The 19,551-nt window shown below is 56.4% G+C and carries 22 protein-coding genes and 2 tRNA genes; 11 read left to right on the top strand and 13 right to left on the bottom strand.

Translation table 11 applies throughout. The annotated features are described in order from the left end of the window. Positions 1-19 precede the first annotated feature (19 nt). Both APT89_RS15700 and fumD read left to right on the top strand, forming a co-directional pair. Positions 20-832: a MetQ/NlpA family ABC transporter substrate-binding protein gene (locus APT89_RS15700; protein ID WP_028012875.1), complete on the top strand. Its 813-nt coding sequence runs from the start codon at positions 20-22 to the stop codon at positions 830-832. Positions 833-942: 110 nt separating this feature from the next. Beyond that, the gene (gene fumD / locus APT89_RS15705; protein ID WP_028012876.1) at positions 943-1,152 is read left to right on the top strand and encodes a fumarate hydratase FumD; all 210 of its coding nucleotides are present in this window, start codon (positions 943-945) and stop codon (positions 1,150-1,152) included. On the opposite strand, the gene APT89_RS15710 is transcribed toward fumD, so the two are convergent. The 4 genes from APT89_RS15710 to APT89_RS15725 are packed head-to-tail and all read right to left on the bottom strand — an operon-like array spanning position 1,133 to position 4,197. Next, positions 1,133-1,819: an amino acid ABC transporter permease gene (locus APT89_RS15710; protein ID WP_045630169.1), complete on the bottom strand. Its 687-nt coding sequence runs from the start codon at positions 1,817-1,819 to the stop codon at positions 1,133-1,135. The two genes, fumD and APT89_RS15710, sit on opposite strands and share 20 nt — an antisense overlap. After that, entirely contained in the window at positions 1,803-2,549 is a 747-nt protein-coding gene (locus APT89_RS15715; protein WP_045630170.1) for an amino acid ABC transporter permease, read from the bottom strand. Before APT89_RS15715 ends, APT89_RS15710 begins: the two co-directional genes overlap by 17 nt. After that, complete coding sequence (locus APT89_RS15720; protein WP_045261541.1) at positions 2,549-3,364, bottom strand: amino acid ABC transporter ATP-binding protein; 816 nt, start codon at positions 3,362-3,364, stop codon at positions 2,549-2,551. The genes APT89_RS15715 and APT89_RS15720 overlap by 1 nt, the downstream gene beginning before the upstream one ends. 2 nt (positions 3,365-3,366) lie before the next feature. Further along, positions 3,367-4,197 (bottom strand): ABC transporter substrate-binding protein, encoded by an 831-nt coding sequence (locus APT89_RS15725; protein WP_071993779.1) that lies wholly within the window; start codon positions 4,195-4,197, stop codon positions 3,367-3,369. 241 nt (positions 4,198-4,438) lie between these two features. Here APT89_RS15725 and APT89_RS24465 point away from each other — a divergent pair, with 241 nt between their 5' ends. From APT89_RS24465 to APT89_RS23565, 3 genes are all read left to right on the top strand, one after another. Beyond that, positions 4,439-4,606, top strand: a complete 168-nt coding sequence (locus tag APT89_RS24465; protein ID WP_032644868.1) for a hypothetical protein — start codon at positions 4,439-4,441, stop codon at positions 4,604-4,606. Positions 4,607-4,750: 144 nt separating this feature from the next. After that, a complete protein-coding gene (locus APT89_RS15735) occupies positions 4,751-6,157 on the top strand; it encodes a DUF1996 domain-containing protein (protein WP_045630173.1) in 1,407 nt (468 codons plus the stop codon). Positions 6,158-6,250: 93 nt separating this feature from the next. After that, positions 6,251-6,352, top strand: a complete 102-nt coding sequence (locus APT89_RS23565) for a LuxR C-terminal-related transcriptional regulator (RefSeq protein ID WP_374208898.1) — start codon at positions 6,251-6,253, stop codon at positions 6,350-6,352. Positions 6,353-6,387: 35 nt separating this feature from the next. Here the strand turns inward: APT89_RS23565 and APT89_RS24180 are convergent, their stop codons facing one another. Then, complete coding sequence (locus APT89_RS24180; protein WP_003857665.1) at positions 6,388-6,528, bottom strand: hypothetical protein; 141 nt, start codon at positions 6,526-6,528, stop codon at positions 6,388-6,390. Between the two features lie 125 nt (positions 6,529-6,653). Here APT89_RS24180 and APT89_RS15745 point away from each other — a divergent pair, with 125 nt between their 5' ends. Both APT89_RS15745 and APT89_RS15750 read left to right on the top strand, forming a co-directional pair. After that, entirely contained in the window at positions 6,654-7,436 is a 783-nt protein-coding gene (locus APT89_RS15745; protein WP_060572911.1) for a hypothetical protein, read from the top strand. Positions 7,437-7,508: 72 nt separating this feature from the next. Next, positions 7,509-8,144, top strand: coding sequence for a carbonic anhydrase (locus APT89_RS15750; RefSeq protein WP_028012884.1), 636 nt, complete (start codon positions 7,509-7,511; stop codon positions 8,142-8,144). 28 nt (positions 8,145-8,172) lie between these two features. Here the strand turns inward: APT89_RS15750 and APT89_RS15755 are convergent, their stop codons facing one another. The 4 genes from APT89_RS15755 to mdtK all read right to left on the bottom strand — a co-directional run bounded on the left by APT89_RS15755 (position 8,173) and on the right by mdtK (position 11,572). Continuing rightward, positions 8,173-9,768 (bottom strand): FAD-NAD(P)-binding protein, encoded by a 1,596-nt coding sequence (locus tag APT89_RS15755; RefSeq protein WP_060572912.1) that lies wholly within the window; start codon positions 9,766-9,768, stop codon positions 8,173-8,175. A gap of 119 nt (positions 9,769-9,887) precedes the next feature. After that, positions 9,888-9,964: transfer RNA gene (locus APT89_RS15760), tRNA-Val, on the bottom strand. 4 nt (positions 9,965-9,968) lie between these two features. Further along, positions 9,969-10,045 (bottom strand) — tRNA-Val (locus tag APT89_RS15765). 153 nt (positions 10,046-10,198) lie between these two features. Further along, the gene (gene mdtK, locus APT89_RS15770) at positions 10,199-11,572 is read right to left on the bottom strand and encodes an MdtK family multidrug efflux MATE transporter (RefSeq protein WP_047365392.1); all 1,374 of its coding nucleotides are present in this window, start codon (positions 11,570-11,572) and stop codon (positions 10,199-10,201) included. A 225-nt stretch (positions 11,573-11,797) separates the two neighbouring features. Between mdtK and APT89_RS15775 the strand changes: the two genes are divergently transcribed. Further along, positions 11,798-12,439 carry a riboflavin synthase gene (locus APT89_RS15775; RefSeq protein WP_047365391.1) on the top strand — a complete coding sequence of 214 codons (642 nt, stop codon included), beginning with the start codon at positions 11,798-11,800 and terminating at the stop codon, positions 12,437-12,439. Positions 12,440-12,470: 31 nt separating this feature from the next. Here the strand turns inward: APT89_RS15775 and cfa are convergent, their stop codons facing one another. Both cfa and punC read right to left on the bottom strand, forming a co-directional pair. Beyond that, on the bottom strand, positions 12,471-13,619 hold the full coding sequence (gene cfa / locus APT89_RS15780; protein WP_028012888.1) for a cyclopropane fatty acyl phospholipid synthase: 1,149 nt from the start codon (positions 13,617-13,619) through the stop codon (positions 12,471-12,473). Positions 13,620-13,916: 297 nt separating this feature from the next. Then, positions 13,917-15,107 (bottom strand): purine nucleoside transporter PunC, encoded by a 1,191-nt coding sequence (gene punC, locus APT89_RS15785; RefSeq protein WP_060572913.1) that lies wholly within the window; start codon positions 15,105-15,107, stop codon positions 13,917-13,919. A gap of 114 nt (positions 15,108-15,221) precedes the next feature. Here punC and punR point away from each other — a divergent pair, with 114 nt between their 5' ends. After that, positions 15,222-16,133 (top strand): DNA-binding transcriptional activator PunR, encoded by a 912-nt coding sequence (punR, locus tag APT89_RS15790; RefSeq protein ID WP_028012890.1) that lies wholly within the window; start codon positions 15,222-15,224, stop codon positions 16,131-16,133. Positions 16,134-16,150: 17 nt separating this feature from the next. Here the strand turns inward: punR and purR are convergent, their stop codons facing one another. Next, a complete protein-coding gene (gene purR, locus APT89_RS15795) occupies positions 16,151-17,176 on the bottom strand; it encodes an HTH-type transcriptional repressor PurR (RefSeq protein ID WP_008500597.1) in 1,026 nt (341 codons plus the stop codon). Positions 17,177-17,473: 297 nt separating this feature from the next. Between purR and cydH the strand changes: the two genes are divergently transcribed. Beyond that, positions 17,474-17,563 (top strand): cytochrome bd-I oxidase subunit CydH, encoded by a 90-nt coding sequence (cydH, locus tag APT89_RS24185; RefSeq protein WP_020688313.1) that lies wholly within the window; start codon positions 17,474-17,476, stop codon positions 17,561-17,563. A gap of 163 nt (positions 17,564-17,726) precedes the next feature. Continuing rightward, on the top strand, positions 17,727-18,893 hold the full coding sequence (locus APT89_RS15805; RefSeq protein WP_028012891.1) for an MFS transporter: 1,167 nt from the start codon (positions 17,727-17,729) through the stop codon (positions 18,891-18,893). Positions 18,894-18,930: 37 nt separating this feature from the next. Here APT89_RS15805 and sodB read toward each other — a convergent pair whose 3' ends face one another. Further along, complete coding sequence (gene sodB / locus APT89_RS15810) at positions 18,931-19,512, bottom strand: superoxide dismutase [Fe] (protein ID WP_028012892.1); 582 nt, start codon at positions 19,510-19,512, stop codon at positions 18,931-18,933. Positions 19,513-19,551 lie beyond the last annotated feature (39 nt).

Raw genomic sequence — 19,551 nt, forward strand, 5'->3', positions numbered from 1 at the left:
TACACACAGGAACCACATCATGAAAAAGACACTGACACTGATCGCCGCCGCAACCCTGAGCGCCCTGAGCTTCGCCTCATGGGCCGACACCCTGACCGTGGGCGCATCCAACACGCCGCACGCCGAAATTCTGGAGCAGGCCAAGCCGATTCTGGCGAAGCAGGGTATCGACCTGGAGATTAAACCGTTCCAGGACTACATTCTGCCGAACACTGCGCTCGCGGGTCATGACATCGACGCGAACTATTTCCAGCACATTCCTTACCTGAACAGCGTGCTGAAAGATCATGCGGGCGATAAAGACTACGATTTTGTCAGTGCGGGCGCGATCCACATTGAGCCAATCGGCATCTACTCAAAAAAATACAAATCCCTGAAGGACCTGCCGGAAGGCGGCAAGATCATCATGCGTGATGCGGTTTCCGAGGAAGGCCGTATTCTCTCCATCTTCGAAAAAGAGGGCGTGATCAAGCTGAAGCCGGGCATCGACAAAGTGACGGCGCGCATCAGCGATATCGTTGAGAACCCGAAAAAACTGAAGTTCACGCCGAACGTGGAAGCGTCCCTGCTGCCGCAGATGTACAACAACGACGAAGGCGACGCGGTGGTGATTAACGCCAACTATGCGATAGACGCCGGTCTGGATCCGGTTCACGACCCGATTGCGGTCGAGAGCGGTGAAAACAACCCGTACGCCAACATCATTACCGTGCATCGCGGCGACGAGAAAAAGAAAGACATCGTCGCGCTGGTGAACGTGCTGCACTCCAAAGAGATTCAAGACTGGATCCGCACCAAATACAAAGGCGCGGTCATTCCCGTGAACAACTAATTATTTGATTTTCCAGATGAAGCCCGGCGAGATCCTCGCCGGGCTTCTTTTTTGTATCCGGCGGGAGAATCATTTAAGCTCAACGTTTAACAGGCAATGGAGTGATGACGATGGGTAACGTGACCAAAGATGAAGCGCTGTACCAGGAGATGTGCCGGGTGGTCGGAAAGGTGGTGCTGGAGATGCGTGATTTAGGGCAGGAGCCGAAGCATATTGTCATTGCGGGCGTGCTGCGCACGGCGCTGGCGAACCAGCGCATCAAGCGCAGCGCACTGACAACCGAAGCGATGGAAACGGTGGTTAAGGCGCTGGCCGGCTAACGCGCCAGCGTTTCGCGACCTGTTCAAGCGAGCAGCAGAGCAGGTAATAGACCGCACCCGTAAAGATAAAGATGGCCGCCGGGTAGATTTGCACCCGGTTGTTGACCTGTCCCGCCACCGTTGTTAGCTCCGGGACGTTGACGATGAATGCCAGCGACGTATCCTTCAGCAGGCTGATAAAAATTCCCACCAGCGATGGCAAAATATTTCTCAGCGTCTGCGGCAGCAGCACGCGCCACAGGGTTTGCTGTGTGCTGAACCCCTGAGACAGCGCGGCCTCGTTTTGACCCGCAGGGAGCGCCCTGAGCCCGGCAAAAACCGAATGCATCACCGATGCCGCCGTAAACCAGGCCAGCGCCAGCGTCACGGTCAGCGCCCCCGGCAGATCCCCGCCGGTGATCAGCGGCAACAGGTACCACATCCAGAAAATCACAAAAATCAGGGGAATACCGCGAATCAACTCCGCCCACAGAAAAAGCCCCCTGCGCACCAGCCCAGGATAGCGCCAGGCGAGGCACGCCAGCGCCACGCCGCCGGGAAGCGCAAGCAGGGCGGCCCCTGCGGCCATCAGCAGCGAAAGCAGTACGCCGCCGGGTTCACCCGCTGCCGTTCGTCCCCACAGCAGATAATCCAGGTTTTCGACAATAACGTTAAATCCTGCCATCATCTTTTTTCCTCCCTGAATGCGGACCGACGCGCACCAGCACCATCCCCATGACAATGCCGGTAAGCAAATAGAGCACCGTACCGACGATAAACGCCTCCATGGCGTGGGCGTTGTAACTTTCAATCTGCCGGACCTGGTAGGTTAGCTCAGCGAAGCCAATCCCGCTGGCGAGCGAGGAGAGCTTCATCAAGTTGAGGTACTGGCCGACAACGGGCTGCCAGGCGTTGGCGAGCCCCTGCGGCAGAAGGATGTAGCGAAATAAACGCCACGAGGAGAACCCTTGCGCCAGCGCCGCTTCATGCTGTCCGGCAGGAACAGAACGCAGTCCCGATGCCGCTTCCTCAATTAAAAACGCCGAGGTAAAAACGCCCAACCCCCAGGCAGAACATAAAAACTCAGGGGTAAACCACCAGACGTCGCCGGGCAGAATTGACCAGCTGTGATCCGCATTCACCGCGTCTCGAAAGCCCTGCGGTAACCCGTTCCAGGCGGCGAAATACCAGAACAGCAGCTGCACCAACAGCGGCGTATTGCGAAACAGCGATACCCAGCCGCTGACGACCGCATTCCCGATGCGTCCACCGGAAAGACGCAGGAGCAAAAAGGTCGGTGCAAGCAGGCTGGCGATCAGGCCCCCCGCCAGCGTCACCCACAGGGTGGTGAGAAATCCGGAGAGTATCCACTGCAGAGGCTGTCCGGCCAGCACGCCCTGCCAGTCGAGGGCGGGCATCAGAGGTGCTCCTGGTGCAGCGGGTTCAGCACTTTTTGCAGGAAACGCTGCGCCCGGGGATGCGACGGTTGACTGAAAAATTGCCCCGGCGGCGCGGTTTCAAGAATCTGCCCGCCGTCGATAAAGACAATCCGGTCGGCAATTTCCCGGGCGAACTGCATCTCATGAGTCACGACAATCATGGTGATCCCGCTATGGGCAAGGGCTTTCATGACGAATAACACTTCGCCAATCATCTCCGGATCGAGCGCCGACGTCGGCTCGTCGAAGAGGATGATCTGCGGCGACGAGGCCAGGGCGCGGGCAATCGCCACGCGCTGCTGCTGGCCGCCGGAAAGCTCAGCGGGGAGGTGGTGAGCCTTTTCCTGCATTCCGACCTTCTCCAGCAGCGCCAGCGCGCGCTCCTGAGCTGGCTGTGGCTTCCAGCCGTGCACATGCTCCAGCGCCAGGGTGATGTTCTGGCTGGCGGTGAGGTGGGCATACAGATTGAACTGCTGAAACACAAATCCAACGCGGCTGCGCAGCTGACGCAGCCTGCTGCCGGAAAGCTGCCCGGTCGGCTTGCTGTCGACCAGGATTTCCCCGCCGCTCAGGGTTTCAAGCTGATTGATAAGACGGATCAGCGTTGATTTACCCGAACCGGAAGGGCCGAGAATAGCAACCACTTCACCGGGCGTGATGGTGAGGTTAATGTCGCGTAAAACCTGATGGTCGCCGTAGCGTTTGTCCACGTGGCGAAACTCAACGCTGGCCTGTTCCAGATGTGAAAAATCCGCGGCACCGGCCGCGGAGTGGGAAAATAAACCTGAGAGCATAATTACCTGGCTTCTATTTTAAAGGCGCGAGGCTGTGGAGCGGGCGTGTTTGGGCCAAACCAGACGTCATAGATTTTTGCCGCCTGACCGTTCTTCTCGAGATTAACCAGCTCATCGTTGACGGCTTTCAGCAGCGCTGTTTCACCTTTCTTCACCCCGACGCCAATTTCTTCTTTACTGAGCAGATCGGGCAGGATTTTGAAGTTCGCTTTATCCGGGGCCTGTGCCAGCAGGCCTGCAAGAATTGTGCTGTCCTGGGTAATGGCCTGCACGTTGCCGTTACGCAGCGCCGTCAGCGCCAGAGGAATGTCGTCATAAGCCAGCACGCGGGACTGCGGGAAACGCTGGTGGAGCGCCTGTTCACCCGTGGTGCCTTTGACCGCGCCAATGCGCGCCCGGCTGTATTCATCCAGCTTATCGGGCGATTTGGCGGGAACCAGGAACTGTTGTCCGGTCACGAAATAGGGGGTGGAGAAATCAATCACCTGCGCGCGTTCCGGGGTGATGGTGATATCCGCTACGATCAGGTCTGCTTTACCGGACTGAAGCAGCGGAATGCGGTTGGCCGGATTGGTGGCAACCAGTTCAAGCTTCACGCCGAGTGATTTTGCCAGTGCTTTAGCAAAGTCCACGTCGTAACCCACGATCTCGTGCGTTTTTGCATCAATTGAGCCAAACGGTGGGTTGGCGTCAAACGTGGCGACTTTCACCACCCCCGCGGCCTTAATATCTTCCAGCCGATCGGCCAGCGCCTGCGCTGAAAACAGGCTCCCGGCGGCCAGTAATCCCAGAACTGCCGTCCCTTTTTTAAACCTTTTCATCTTTGCTGCCATAGTCATCGTTCGTCCCGTTGTTTTTGTTTTGCACCGTTACGCTCCCATAAGCAAAAGCTATCGCCAAATAAGAAAATGTTCTTTGCTCTATACAAAAAAGCATTAGTGAACAGTGTGTTACCGGCAGGTAAATGTAAGGAGCTATTTGCACGTCCTGCACATCGACTGCCGGAATTGATATTTCCGTGGCCAGGAAACGCGTGCTTAACTCAAGGCTGGTGAAGCGAGAGGGGTAAAGGCAATGAAAAAATGGATCGGCACGCTACGGCGGTTTTTTGCGACCCGGCCAGCGAATGCGGAGAACAGCGCGCAGCGTGTTCTGGAGTCAATACTGCCTGTTGCCAGCCTGTATGGCGTGGACGTCGCTAACATCGACCCGGAGTGGTTCCATGATAAAACGTCACGCTGAACTTCGCCGCACGCGCGAAACGTACTGGAATGAGCTGTGCGTGATGCCTGTAAAGCAGGGATGAACGGAAAAATACGCGGGCAAATCCTCGGTAAACCCTGGCCGTTTTGATACCAATATCTCCTTTCTCAGAAGGAGATGATAATGAAACGGACAGTATTAACCCCGGCACTTTCTGCCACCGCACTACTGATTGCCATGCAGGCGGCGCACGCTGCGCCACAGGCGCACGTCGTCTGCGGTTACTCCCACACGCTCGGCGACGATGCCATTATGATGCACGGCATGCCCAACGAGGCCATGCTGCACGATTTTTTTGGCAACGTGCAAACGGATGCCTTCTCCAGCCGTGAATCTCTGCGTAAAGATGAAAAGACCACCTGCGATAACAAAGCAGACAGCTCGGCCTACTGGGCACCCTCTCTGAAATTGCCTGACGGAACGGTGGTCAAACCCGCCTATCAAAAAACCTATTATCAGGCATCGAACGTCGACGCCTGGCCGCTGCACCCGTTCCCGGCGGGGCTGTCGCTGCTGGCGGGCGATCATCACGGCACTGCGCCGAATCCACATATCACCTTCCTGTGCGCTAACGGCAAGGGCTACACCACCAAAACGGGTGAGGTCTGCGGCTTACGCAAGGCGAACGATGCCGTGCAGTTTAATATTGGCATTCAGTTTCCGAACTGCTGGGACGGGGTAAATCTTAAGCCCGCTCACGGTCTTGCCAATGCCACCTACGACACCAAAGGGCAGTGCCCGTCCGACTTCCCGGTGAAAATTCCCACCGTGAACATGAACATTGCGTACGTGCTCCCGACGATTAGCTCGCTCGATACCAGTAAAGCGCAGCTTTCTCTCGATCCCATCATGCACGGCAACGAGCGTGAAGAGCGGTGGGGGAGCCTGTATACGGCGCATGCTGATTTTATGAACGGCTGGACGGAAGACGCCGCGCGCTTTATGACCGACCTGTGCATGAACCGCGGTCTGGACTGCGGCACCACCGTTCCGTATGGTTATTCAAAAGCGAAGGCCAACGTCTGGCTCAGCAGCCTGGAGCCCGCGCTTACCCAGCCAGAGCCCCAGGTCCTGCTGGTGCAGGATAACTGGCAGAACGGCGGGCGCACCAAAAACAGCGAAACGCTGTCGCTGGTGAAGTTTCACATTCCCCCGCTGCCTGCCGGACAGGATCCTTCGCAGTTTAAATACCGCGTGCGGATTTATGGCGGGAAAGTGGAAACCAACGGCGCGGATCAAATTTTCTTCTATCCGGCAAGCAACGACTGGGATCCGGCCAGCGTGAGCTGGCAGTCGCGGCCAGCCTGTAACTACCGCTCGGATGCGGTGCTTTACCTTAACCACTCCCGCGAATACCGGATGGTGGACGTGGATAAGGCGGTGCGCAAGGCGCTGGCAGAAGGGAAAACCGAGATTTCGTGGTACATCGGCGGCGATCGTCAGGGGAATCACTACCAGTTTGAGACGGCGTCTTCCCCGCAAAGCCTGATCCTGATGCTGACCGGCTTTAGCAAAACGCCGGAGATCTGATTACGCCCGCGTTTTTTTGTTCTCATCAACGTTAACTGGTAATGTCGACAGCCTGAAAAATGAGAAGGGCATTCTGGTTACCCTGGGGTACTGCTGGAAGGGTGCAGTAATAAAGAGGTGGCTGCACGCCTGAATCTTTCCCCGAGAACCGTGGAAGCGCACCGTGCGGCGGCCATTGACTGGCTGAAAAAGTAAAATAAAAAAGCACCGGTTTACCGGTGCTTTTTTTATCAAATCTTGCAGGCATCACCGCAGTCGTCGTCGGCAACAATCGCCTGCGCTTTTTTATCCGCGTCGTCCAGACGTTCCGCGTTACGCTCTTCCGCTTCATCCAGACCGTTAAAAACTAAGTTATCGAGATCAATTTCCATGTTGCACCTGCTCTGTTCGGTTTTTGATACTGGCACAGTATAGGGTAAAAAACGTCGGCAATGTACCTCGCAGCACATAAGGATAATCCCTGCCATACTCAGTGCTTTATCACCGAGGAGCGCTCATGATTACACTCTGTAAAACCTGCGGTACCTCCTATGATGGAAAGCCGGAGAGATGTCCGATTTGCGAGGATGAACGCCAGTATGTCCCGGTCAGCGGTCAGGCGTGGATTGATTACGCGACGGTGACGGCCACGCACGTGAATAAATGGCAGCAGCTGGAGCCCGCGCTGTTCAGTATCAAAACGGTTCCCGCTTTTGCGATTAACCAGAGGGCGCTGCTTCTGCGCACCCCGCACGGCAATATTCTTTGGGACTGCATTGCCAACCTTGATCCCGCAACCCAAACGCTCATCACCGCGCTCGGTGGCCTTCACGCCATTGCGATATCGCATCCGCACTATTACACCACGATGCAGGAGTGGGCCGCGGCTTTCAATGCGCCGGTCTACCTGCACGCCAGCGACCGCGAATGGGTGATGCGCAACAGCCCGGCGATTCATTTCTGGGAGGGGGAGGCGCTGGAGATTTGGCCGTCCGTCACGTTGCTACGTCTCGGCGGCCATTTTGCGGGCGGAACGGTGCTGCACTGGCAGGAGGGCGAGGGCGTTTTGCTGGCGGGGGATATTTTGCAGGTCACCCCGGGGAAAGATGCGGTGTCGTTTATGTGGAGCTACCCGAATATGCTCCCGCTGCCTGCCCGTACGGTTGAGGTCGTTACCCGGCGCCTGGCGGGAAAATCGTTCGCTCGTCTTTACGGCGCGTTCGAAGGGCAAAACATCCCGGCGAACGCGGACGACATCGTGCAGCGGTCGGGCCAGAAATATATTGCTTGTCTCAGGTAAAGTACGGTGGGTAAACTTTACGAGTGTGATCGCGATCATACCGAAACGAAAACAGATAAAAGAGAAATTGCTATGCAACATATCATTGAAGGTTTTCTCAGCTTTCAAAAAGAGATTTTCCCGCAACGTAAAGAGCTCTTTCGCAGTTTAGCGTCCAGCCAGAATCCCAAAGCGCTGTTCATCTCCTGCTCCGACAGCCGTCTGGTTCCTGAACTGGTCACCCAGCAAGAGCCGGGACAGCTTTTTGTCATTCGTAATGCTGGCAACATTGTCCCGCCTTTCGGGCCGGAGCCGGGCGGCGTATCTGCAACTATCGAGTACGCGGTGGTGGCGCTGGGCGTGACGGATATCGTGATCTGCGGCCACTCCAACTGCGGCGCGATGAAGGCGATTGCCGATAACGCCAACCTGGAGCCAATGCCAGCCGTATCGCACTGGCTGCGCTATTCCGACGCGGCGAAAGCCGTGGTAGAGAAGAAAAGCTGGGACAAGCCGATCGATAAAGTGAATGCGATGGTGCAGGAGAACGTGTTTGCGCAACTGAGCAACATCAAGACCCATCCGTCCGTCGCGGTGGGCCTGCGTAATAATTCGCTTCGTCTGCACGGTTGGGTGTATGACATTGAAAGCGGCAAAATCCTCGCCCTGGATAAGAACACCAAAACGTTCGTATCGCTGTCGGAAAACCCAGAGGTCTTCTTCGAGTAATTACCGATAGCAGGGCATGGAAGCCCTGTCAGTTCTCCACGTACGGTAACCGACGCCGTCTCCCCGAGGCAGGTTTTTCAGCCGCCTTCGCCATCGCCTCTGCAATTTCCGCACACTCCGCCAGCCCCTGAACGAAGGGACGATCGTGCATCAGCCACGGTATCGCACCGAAAGCAATGCGCCCGCGAACCGTTTCAGGCGCTTTAAGCGTGTAATCCTCGCCAATGTCGGGTATCTCGTCGCCCGTCTCTGCCAGCTGTTTACGCAGCGTCGGGAAAGGCAAGTCCTTTGTTTTGAGCGGCTTTTGCCCGCGCGCGTCAATAAACACGTCGAAACGATAAACGCTCTCTTTGGTGGTAATTACCGTCCGATCGCTGCCAGCGTCGAGCGTGTAATCATCGCCAAGCGCCGCCACGCTAATGATGCCGGCCTCGCGAAGCGCAAGCAGCCTGCGGATAGACTGCGGCGGGATGGCGGCATAGTTGTCGATAAACACGCGGGCGAGGCCCTGCTTAAAGCGCTCTCTGTCGTCGTCGTTGAGGTGGGGCACAATCTCCTGAACCACCTCATGCAGTCGAAGGACGGTATAGCGCCAGGCCACGGTGCGCCGTTCGCGTTTGTTGCGTTCAACCTCGCTGAGGTTCTCTTCCGCCCAGGTAAAGGGGCCGTGCCGTTTACGGTCCTCAAACCATGCCTCACGAAGGCTGTCGGCATCCTGGTTACGCAGAGAAATTTTCTCGCACCACGCCGGGTCAGCGAGCTCGAGCTCTTTCACCATCAGGGAAAATATGCGGTCAAGCAGGCCGTCCGATCCTTTGGCTATCTCGCGTTCAACCACGAATTCGGTCAATACCGACAGCGGTTCGTAAGGGATTGGACAGTAAAAATCGGCTTCCGGCAGAATGCCCGTGCGGGACATCAGCGTAATGTTTAACCCTTCGCTGCCCTTGTCGAGGAGGAATTTACCGTCACGAAACTCACCGTGCTGCATTACCACCGCCATAGCCGCGTCCAGACCGCTCAACGACGTTCCCATAATGCCCACGCGGCAAGGGGGAATGCTGGCGTCCATCAATCCCGACCACGGGCTGGGGAAGAACGTGCGCGTGGCTTCCTCCTCATCTGGCCAGACGTGGCCGGTGGCGATAACCGCCAGGTCGAACCGATCGGGCAAAGTGGTGTCGTTGACGGAAAGCGTTACGCCGGTTGTCGAGGGGATGATGTCCGTTACCTTCGCGGATTCATGGACCGCAACCTGGAACCCCAGCTTTTTTGCCTCTTTCACGATTGAACGCAAGCTGTCGCGAAAATACTCTCCCAACAGGAGTCTGGGCAGGAACTGCCGGTCATGCAGGCTGGCTTTATCAACCATAAAGCGCGCCAGATGGGCGTCGCTCTGTTCCTTGAGCCAGTCGAGGTAGGTCATAAAAATGGGCGGGATTTCTATGCTCGCAATGTTCGCCAGCATCAGCCGGGAATTATCGTCGTCGTTATAGGGCATGCCCACGCCGGCTTGCTCGGCCTGTTCGAAGACGGATACGGAGAGCGGAGTGCTGTTATTAAGCAGATGATAAAAGGTGTAAATCCCTGTGGGGCCGGAGCCGATAATCGCGATCTTCTTCATCGACACGTTTCCTGTGTTTTTTTCCATAGAAAAAGCGTAGCAGGAGAATAATAAAGAAAATAAGGGATTAAGAAAATTCAGGCTATCAGGTGAGAATTTGCACCATTTCAGGACTGAAATGGTGCGTCCGAGTGGACTCGAACCACCGACCCCCACCATGTCAAGGTGGTGCTCTAACCAACTGAGCTACGGACGCAGAATGGTGCGTTCAATTGGACTCGAACCAACGACCCCCACCATGTCAAGGTGGTGCTCTAACCAACTGAGCTATGAACGCAACGTGTTGTCGGTGACAACGGGGACGAATATTAGCGGCACAGCACCGAGGTGGCAAGAGGGAAAATGCAATTTTCTCTCTGATTTCACGCGATTGCTTCATTACCGCGCAAAGTGAAGAGAAAGTAGCCGCCGGGTGGCGGCTACTGCGTAGTTAACGCGCAGCGCGTTGCAAAATGATCGTTGACGGTTGGCGCTGCAGGAAGCGCATGCGCATCATCATCATGATCGCCGCCGACGTCAGGCCGATGATAAAGCCCATCCAGAATCCGGCCGGTCCCATGCGATCAACGACCAGATCGGTCAGCGCCAACACGTAGCCAGTAGGCAGACCCAGCACCCAGTAGGCGATAAAGGTAATAAAGAAGATCGAACGCGTGTCTTTATATCCGCGCAATACGCCGCTGCCAATCACCTGGATGGAGTCAGAAATCTGATACACCGCAGCCAACAGCATCAGGTGCGAAGCCAGCGCCACCACGTCCGGGTTGTCGTTATAGAGCAGGGCGATCTGCTCGCGCAGCGCCACCGTAAACAGCGCCGTACAGATGGCCATGCAAACACCGACGCCCAGTCCGGTGCGCGCGGCCGTTTGCGCATCCAGGGTGGAGCCCTGTCCCAGGCGGAAGCCGACACGAATCGTCACCGCCGCCGCCAGCGACATCGGCAGGACGAACATCAGGGAGCTGAAGTTAAGCGCGATCTGGTGTCCGGCCACGTTAACAATCCCCAGCGGGGAGACCAGCAGGGCAACCACGGCAAAGAGCGTCACCTCAAAGAACAGGGCCAGCGCAATCGGCAAGCCTAGCTGCACCAGGCGCGTCATGATGCTCCAGTCCGGCGTGCTGAATCTGTTCTCGTTACGAATATCGCGCATTGAACGGGCGCGTTTCACATAAGCGATCATACTGAAGAACATTACCCAGTAAACCGCAGCCGTCGCCACGCCACAGCCGACGCCGCCCAGCTCCGGCATGCCGAAATGGCCGTAAATAAAGATATAGTTCACCGGAATATTCACCAGCAGGCCGATAAAGCCCATCACCATGCCGGGCTTGGTTTTCGCCAGCCCTTCACACTGGTTACGGGCGACCTGGAAAAAGAGGTAGCCGGGCGCACCCCAGAGCAGGGCGCGCAGATATCCCACGGCTTTGTCTGCCAGCGCCGGGTCAATGTTATGCATGGCGCGGATGATATGACCCGCGTTCCAGAGCACGACCATAATCAGCACGGAGACAAACCCTGCCAGCCAGAAACCCTGGCGGACCTGATGGGCAATACGCTCGCGACGACCCGAGCCATTAAGCTGAGCGATAACCGGGGTGAGGGCGAGCAGCAGACCGTGGCCGAACAGGATGGCCGGCAGCCAGATTGACGTGCCGATGGCAACGGCCGCCATATCGGTGGCGCTGTAGCCACCCGCCATTACCGTATCCACAAATCCCATTGCGGTCTGGGCCACCTGCGCGACGATCACTGGTATAGCCAGTGCCAATAGCTGGCGCGCTTCATTCATGTACTTCTGCACGTGAACACCTTTATTTTGTAGTTATATGAGAGACTAAAAAAGCCGCCGAAACGGGCAGCAAGAAGAAAATGCAGGGGGGTGCCAGCTATTGTAGCGGGCTTTAGCTATTTATCTAGTGAAAAAATCGCCAGAAAATGCGCTCCGCTGGCAACCTGTTTTTCCAACTGTTATTGTGGTGGGATTAAACGGTGTCACCACCGTCCGGAAAAAACAGGAGTTGTAAGCATGTTTACTGGTATTGTGCAGGGCACCGCCAAAGTGGTGTCCATTGATGAAAAACCTAATTTTCGTACTCATGTTGTAGAGCTGCCGGAATATATGCTCGACGGCATCGAAACCGGCGCCTCGGTTGCCCATAACGGCTGCTGCCTGACCGTCACCGAAATTAATGGCAACCAGATTAGCTTTGATTTAATGAAAGAGACGCTGCGTATTACCAACCTGGGTGAACTGGTGGTGGGGGATACCGTCAACGTTGAGCGCGCGGCGAAGTTCAGCGACGAGATTGGCGGCCATCTGATGTCCGGGCATATCATGACCACCGCCGAAGTGGCGAAAATCGTCACATCAGAAAATAACCGTCAAATCTGGTTTAAAGTGCAGGACCCGTCATTAATGAAATACATCCTCTATAAAGGGTTTATTGGCATTGATGGGATTAGTCTGACGGTGGGAGAAGTGACTCCGACGCGTTTTTGCGTGCATTTAATTCCCGAGACGCTGCAGCGCACCACGCTGGGTTCGAAAAAACTGGGGCATCGCGTGAATATCGAAATCGATCCGCAAACCCAGGCGGTTGTAGATACCGTTGAGCGCGTGCTGGCCGCAAAAGAAGCCGCAATAATTAAAGCTGTAGAAGACGAATAAAAAATAACCCCGGCTGGCCGGGGTTATTTTTCTAGCGTGCGACCCGCAAGCCGTGTTCAATCCCACGGCTAAAAACAACCTGCCAGAGCTGAATATCTCGCGCGCGAAACGCCCCCGCGCAGGCATTCAGATAATAGCTAAACATCCGCTTGAATCGTTCAGAATAGTTGTCCGCAATTTCAGGCCAGGCTTCCTGAAAACGTGCATGCCACGCCATTAACGTGGTGTCGTAATCCGCGCCGAAGTTATGCCAGTCTTCCATCACGAAATGGGATTCGCTGGCGTTGGCAATCTGGCGTACGGACGGTAAACAGCCATTCGGAAAGATGTATTTGTTGATCCACGGGTCAACGTTATTGTCGGTCCGCTTAGAGCCGATGGTGTGCAGCAGGAAAATACCGTCCGGTTTCAGATTACGGTCCACCACCTCGAAATAGGTGTCGTAATTTTTCGGCCCGACGTGCTCGAACATGCCCACGGAAACGACCCGGTCAAACTGTTCGTTCAGATCCCGGTAATCCTGCAGGCGGATATCCACATCAAGCCCCAGGCAGCGCTCCTGCGCCATTTTTTGCTGTTCAGCGGAAATGGTGACGCCGACCACGCTGACGCCGTAGTGCTTCGCCATAAAATACGCCAGCCCGCCCCAGCCGCAGCCAATATCCAGCACGCGCATACCGGGCTGCAACTGCAATTTCTCGCTAATCAGGCGCAGCTTGGCCTGCTGAGCCTCTTCAAGCGTCGACGCCTCTTTCCAGTAGGCGCAGGAGTATTGCATGAAGGGGTCCAGCATGCGGCTGAACAGATCGTTGCCGAGATCGTAATGCTCTTTGCCGACGATCCAGGCACGCTTTTTACTTTGCAGGTTAAAGAGACGGGCAGAGGCGACACGCAGGGTGTCTTTAAGATTACGGGGGAGCTGTTTTTCCAGACCAGCACGCAGCACGCTGGCGAAAAAAGTATCCAGCCGTTCGCATTCCCACCAGCCGTCCATATAGCTTTCCCCCAGGCCTAGCGACCCCTCGCGCAACACGCGTTTAAAAAAATCGGGATGTTTAACCTGAGGATCCGATGGGGATGATCCGTTGATAGTGATGCCTGCCCGACCTAACAGTTCACTGACGATCCGGGACCAGTTATCGTCCGGAACGCTGACTTCTTCTATACACGATGAACTCATAGCTTCTCCATCACCCTACTGTGATCAGAACCTTAAAACAGCGTAGACGCTTTTTTGGTTTGTGAGAAATCTCACGGTAAATACCGCGAGGCTAGTATCCGACGTAGAACAGAGGAAGGGAGATAACCCTTGCCGAAATGCCTTCCATGGTAAAACGGGAGCACTCCGGCTCCCGTTAACACATAATATTTATCGTATTTAATCGAACCAAATTTAGTATAGGCCTCAAAATTTGGTGATTCAATAGAAAATTCTTAGCAACCTAATCACTGAAAATTAACATAGTTTCTGGCGCGATTAGGCATGCGAGGTTTCTACCTGCGTGCTCTCATCCTGCGCGGAAGCCTGCATGCGATAGCCTATAACGGCCAGCGCAACGGTAGCCAGCATCACGCTGGTCGTCGTCAGCAGCGGCGTGGCAATCAGCGCGGAGACCACCAGGCTTGCCAGGAAGCACAGCCCCAGCTGCAGGGTATTCTGCAGCGCAGCCGCGCGGCCTGTCGCCTGCGGGAACGGACGCAGCGCCTGCGCCACAACGATAGGGTAGATCGCTCCGTTCGCGATGGCCATCACGCAGAATGGAATCAATATTTCGGCCAGACCCGCGCCCGGAATAAAGCCAACGGCCCAGGTGCCGATGACGCTCAGCGCATAGAGCACCAGCAGCCACGGCAGCATCTGCTGGCCTTCCCATTTTTGCAGCGCCGCGCGGCAGCCGTACCCGCCCACCAGGAACGCGATGGTCTGCGGAACGTAGCTCAGGCCAATGGCCGCTGGGCTATAGCCCATATCGTGCAGAATAAACGGCGAACCGGTCAGCCACGCGAAGAAGCTCGCCGAGCAGGCGGCATAGATCAGAACGTTGCCGCGATACGCTTTCGCGCTCAGCAGGGAGATGAAGGTAATCGGCTTCGCGTCTGCGTGCGCCTCTTTCTTATGCGCGGGCTTGAGGGTGAACGCCGGCAGCATCAGCACCAGCGTGATGGCAAACAGCGTGGCAAAGATGGCCTGCCAGTCAAAGTGCGCGAGGATCCAGCTTCCTAGCAGCGGGGCGAGGGCCGGTGAGAGCCCTACCAGCGGCATGATGGTGGCGAAAATACGGTTAGTGCGGTTCGCCGGATAGTAGTCGGTGACCAGCGCCTGCCAGGTCACGGCCGCGGCACAGACGCCGACCGCCTGAACAAACCGCAGCACCAGCAGCCAGGTGGCATCGCGCACCCATAGCATCCCCAGGCAGCCCACGGCAAAAATGGCCAGCCCCAGCAGCAGCACCGGTTTACGCCCAAAGCGATCCGAAAGCGGTCCCCAGAGCAGCTGCGCGAAGGCAAAACCGGCCAGGAACAGGCTCAGGCTGGCGCTGATGGCGGCAGCAGGGGTTTGCAAATCTTCCTGCATGGCGGCAAACGCCGGCAGGTACATATCGGTGGCCAAAAAGCCCAGCACGCTTAAGCCGCCGAGCCAGACTAAAAATCCTTTCCTGGGTTGCATTCTTTTATTCTCCTGAGGAGGCAGGTGTACTTTGGCGCAGAGTGTAGGGAGTGCAAAGCGGCTTGTGAAACGCTAATATTTGGCGGGTGCATTCAAATTTTTTGCAGGCAGAAAATGTGGTCAGATTATTCTCTTGAAGTGGTCGATGCTGTCGCGCGTAACGGCAGCTTTAGCGGAGCGGCGCAGGAGTTGCACCGCGTCCCTTCGGCCATCAGCTATACGGTGCGACAGCTTGAGGAGTGGCTGGCGGTACCGCTGTTTGAACGGCGGCATCGTGATGTGGAATTAACGCCCGCAGGGGCGTGGTTTTTAAAGGAAGGGCGTTCTGTTATCAAAAAAATGCAGATCACCCGCGAGCAGTGCCAGCAGATCGCGAACGGCTGGCGGGGCCACCTTTCCATTGCGGTGGATAACATCGTTAAGCCCGAGCGCACCCGGCAGATGATTGTCGATTTTTATCGGCATTTCTCTGACGTAGAACTGCGGGTCTCGCAGGAGGTGTTCAACGGCGTCTGGGATGCGCTGGCGGACGGCAGGGTAGAGATGGCGATTGGCGCAACCCAGGCGATCCCGGTCGGGGGACGTTACGCCTTTCGCGATATGGGGATGCTGAGCTGGAAATGCGTGGTGGCAAGCGATCATCCCCTGGCGGCGACGGAAGGGCCGCTGAGCGACGATACGCTGCGCAGTTGGCCGTCGCTGGTGCTGGAAGATACCTCCCGCTCGCTGCCGAAGCGAATTACCTGGCTGCTGGACAACCAGCGGCGGGTTGTCGCCCCTGACTGGGGATCGTCGGCGACGTGCCTCAGTGCCGGGCTCTGCGTAGGCATGGTGCCCGCCCATTTTGCACGTCCGCGAATCGACACCGGTGAGTGGGTTGAGCTAACGCTGGAGAATCCGTTCCCGGATGCGGCCTGCTGCCTCACCTGGCAACAAAATGATGTCTCGCCGGCGATGGCCTGGCTGCTGGACTATCTGGGGGACAGCGAAACGCTTAACCGGGAGTGGCTGCGGGAGCCAGACTGACTGGCTCCGCAATGAGATTAACGACGGTAGTCGCGGAACGGGCCATCCGCAACGGAACGGCGTTCGATGAGGCGAGGGTGAACTTCAATGGACTGCGACTCTTCACGCTTGTTGACGATCCTGTCCAGCAGCATATTGAAGGCGGTTTCACCCAGTGAATCTTTCGGCTGGTGAATGGTGGTTAACGCTGGCGTGAAGAAGCGCGCGTTGCGCACGTTGTCATACCCGATCACGGAGATGTCCTGCGGTACGCGCAGACCCAGCTCGTCGGCCGCACAGAGGGCGCCCATCGCCATGATATCGCCCCCGCAGAAGACGGCGGTTGGACGGTGAGGCTGGGATACGATCTGCTGCATCGCGCGGTAGCCTGATTCCGGCTCAAAGTCGCCCTGCACGATCCAGTTTTCCGGCACGGTGATTAGCGCTTCTTCCATCGCTTTCATAAAACCGGCCAGGCGGCCCGCGCCGGTGTTGCGTTCCAGCGGACCCGGGATCACGCCAATCTCGCGGTGGCCGCGTTCGATCAGATAACGGCCCGCCATGTAACCGCCTTCAAAGGCGTTATCGATAACGGAGTCGGTGAAGTCGGCGCGCGCTTCGCCCCAGTCCATCACCACCATAGGGATATGGCGATACTCTTCCAGCATCGACAGCACGGATTCCGGGTACTCTGAACACATCACCAGCAGGCCGTCCACGCGCTTTTGCGCCATCATCGACAGGTAGGCGCGCTGTTTTTCAATGCTGTTCCAGGCGTTGCCGAGAATCAGGGTATAGCCTTTCTGGAAGCAGTTTTTTTCTACCGCTTCAATGATCTCGGCAAAATAGGCCGCTTCGCTGCTGGTCGCCAGCAGACCAATTGACTTGGTGTGATTAACCTTGAGGCTGCGCGCAACCGCGCTCGGCGAGTAGTGCAGCTCTTTGATCGCTGCCCAGACGGCGTTGCGCGTCTCTTCCGCCACAAAACGGGTTTTGTTAATTACATGTGATACGGTTGTAGTGGAAACGTTTGCGCGTTTTGCTACGTCTTTAATTGTTGCCATTAAATGTCACTCCAGACCATATCCTAAACTCCTGAAAAACTTGAAGGTAAACGTTTGCCTTCTCTCACCCTTATCACGCAATTTTGAATTGCGGCACGCCGGGAAAACGACACGGGACGTCAGGAGGGGGTCAATGGCCGGTACGCTAATAAATTTAGCGTGGAATTTTGGCCTATCTTGATGAAAAGGGGAAGAGGTAAAGTGTTTATCAGCTTAAATCCAGGAAGATTTTTGACGTAAACTGTGCAAAAATGAGCAAGCTCACTTTTCGTGGGGGGATTAAAAGGAGAAAAATTGATGAGTTCCGATCTGAAGTTTTCGCTGTTCACCACCGTTATTGTGCTGGCGCTGATTGTGGCGGCTGGCCTGACGGCTGCGCTGCATTGATTTACGCGGGGGGAGAGTCTTCTCCCTCCCGAACGCTCCGATTGTTACTTCTCTGGCAAAAATCTTTTGCCATTTTGTTAACTTCTCATTTTTTGTGATTGATGTCATGCTTTCCGCTTCTTTGTTCTGTGTCACCACATGACACGGCATCCGGAGTTGACGCATGAAAATCAATTTTCCCCTGCTGGCCCTGGCGATTGGCGCTTTTGGGATTGGCACCACTGAATTCTCCCCGATGGGGTTACTGCCCGTTATCGCCCGTGGCGTGGACGTCTCGATCCCGGCCGCCGGGATGTTAATCAGCGCCTACGCCATCGGCGTGATGGTGGGAGCGCCGCTGATGACGCTTCTGCTTTCGCACCGTGCGCGCCGCAATGCGCTGATTTTCCTGATGGCGATTTTCACCCTGGGCAACGTGCTTTCGGCCATTTCGCCGGATTACACCACTCTGATGCTGTCGCGCATTCTGACCAGCCTCAACCACGGTGCCTTCTTTGGTCTGGGCTCGGTCGTGGCCGCAAGCGTGGTGCCAAAACACAAGCAGGCCAGCGCCGTGGCGACCATGTTTATGGGGCTGACCATCGCTAACATCGGCGGTGTTCCTGCGGCAACCTGGCTGGGCGAGGTCATTGGCTGGCGGATGTCCTTCCTGGCGACGGCCGGACTGGGCGTGGTCGCGATGGTGGCGTTGTTCTTCTCGCTGCCAAAAGGCAGTGCGGGTGAACGCCCTGATGTACGCAGAGAGCTGTCGGTGCTGATGCGCCCGCAGGTACTTTCCGCGCTGCTGACCACCGTGCTGGGGGCAGGAGCGATGTTTACCCTCTACACCTACATTTCGCCGGTCTTACACGACATTACCCACGCAACGCCACTCTTTGTTACCGCGATGCTGGTGCTGATTGGCGTGGGCTTCTCGATTGGCAACTATCTCGGCGGGAAATTTGCTGACCGTTCCGTGAGCGGCACGCTGAAGGGCTTTTTAACCCTGCTGATTGTCATTATGGTCGCGATCCCGTGGCTTGCGCAGAATGAATTCGGTGCGGCGATTGCGATGGTTGTCTGGGGCGCTGCCACCTTTGCCGTGGTGCCGCCGCTGCAGATGCGCGTGATGCGTGTTGCCCATGAGGCGCCGGGTCTCTCGTCTTCCGTGAATATCGGGGCATTCAACCTCGGCAATGCGCTGGGCGCCGCCGCCGGAGGCGCCGTGATTTCAGGCGGTCTGGGGTACAGTTTTGTGCCGGTGATGGGGGCGATTATTGCCGCGCTCGGCCTGCTGCTGGTGATGATGTCCGGCCGTAAACAGCCTGAAGCGGTTTGCACGGCTGAATAAGCAAAAACGCAGAAGGGTTTCCCCTTCTGCGTGTCTCTTACGCGGCGAAGTTCTTCGCGACAAAGTCCCAGTTAACCAGAGCCCAGAAGTGCTCCAGGTAGTTTGGGCGCGCGTTGCGGTAATCAATGTAGTAAGCATGTTCCCACACGTCCACGGTCATCAGCGGCGTAGCGCTGGTGGTCAGCGGGGTGCCCGCGTTAGACGTGGACACGATAGCCAGTTTGCCATCCGCCTCTTTTACCAGCCACGTCCAGCCAGAACCGAAGTTCTTGATGGCGGCATCGGTAAACTTCGCTTTAAACTCAGCAAAGCTGCCAAAGGCGGCGTTGATGGCGGCTGCCAGTTCACCGGCAGGTTCGCCACCGGCATTCGGCGCCAGGCAGTGCCAGTAGAAAGTGTGGTTCCACACCTGAGCCGCGTTGTTAAAAACGCCACCCTCTGAGCTGCGAACGATCTCTTCCAGCGTTTTGCCTTCAAAATCGGTGCCCTTGATGAGGTTGTTCAGGTTAGTGACGTACGTCTGATGATGCTTGCCGTAGTGGTATTCCAGGGTTTCCGCAGAAATGTGCGGTGCCAGGGCGTCTTTTGCATACGGTAGTGCAGGTAATTCGAACGACATTGCTTCTCTCCTTATTGTATTTTGTGTTGCCAATAACCC

Origin of the sequence: Enterobacter sp. 50588862, assembly GCF_001462935.1 — a bacterium.
Taxonomy (GTDB): domain Bacteria; phylum Pseudomonadota; class Gammaproteobacteria; order Enterobacterales; family Enterobacteriaceae; genus Enterobacter; species Enterobacter bugandensis.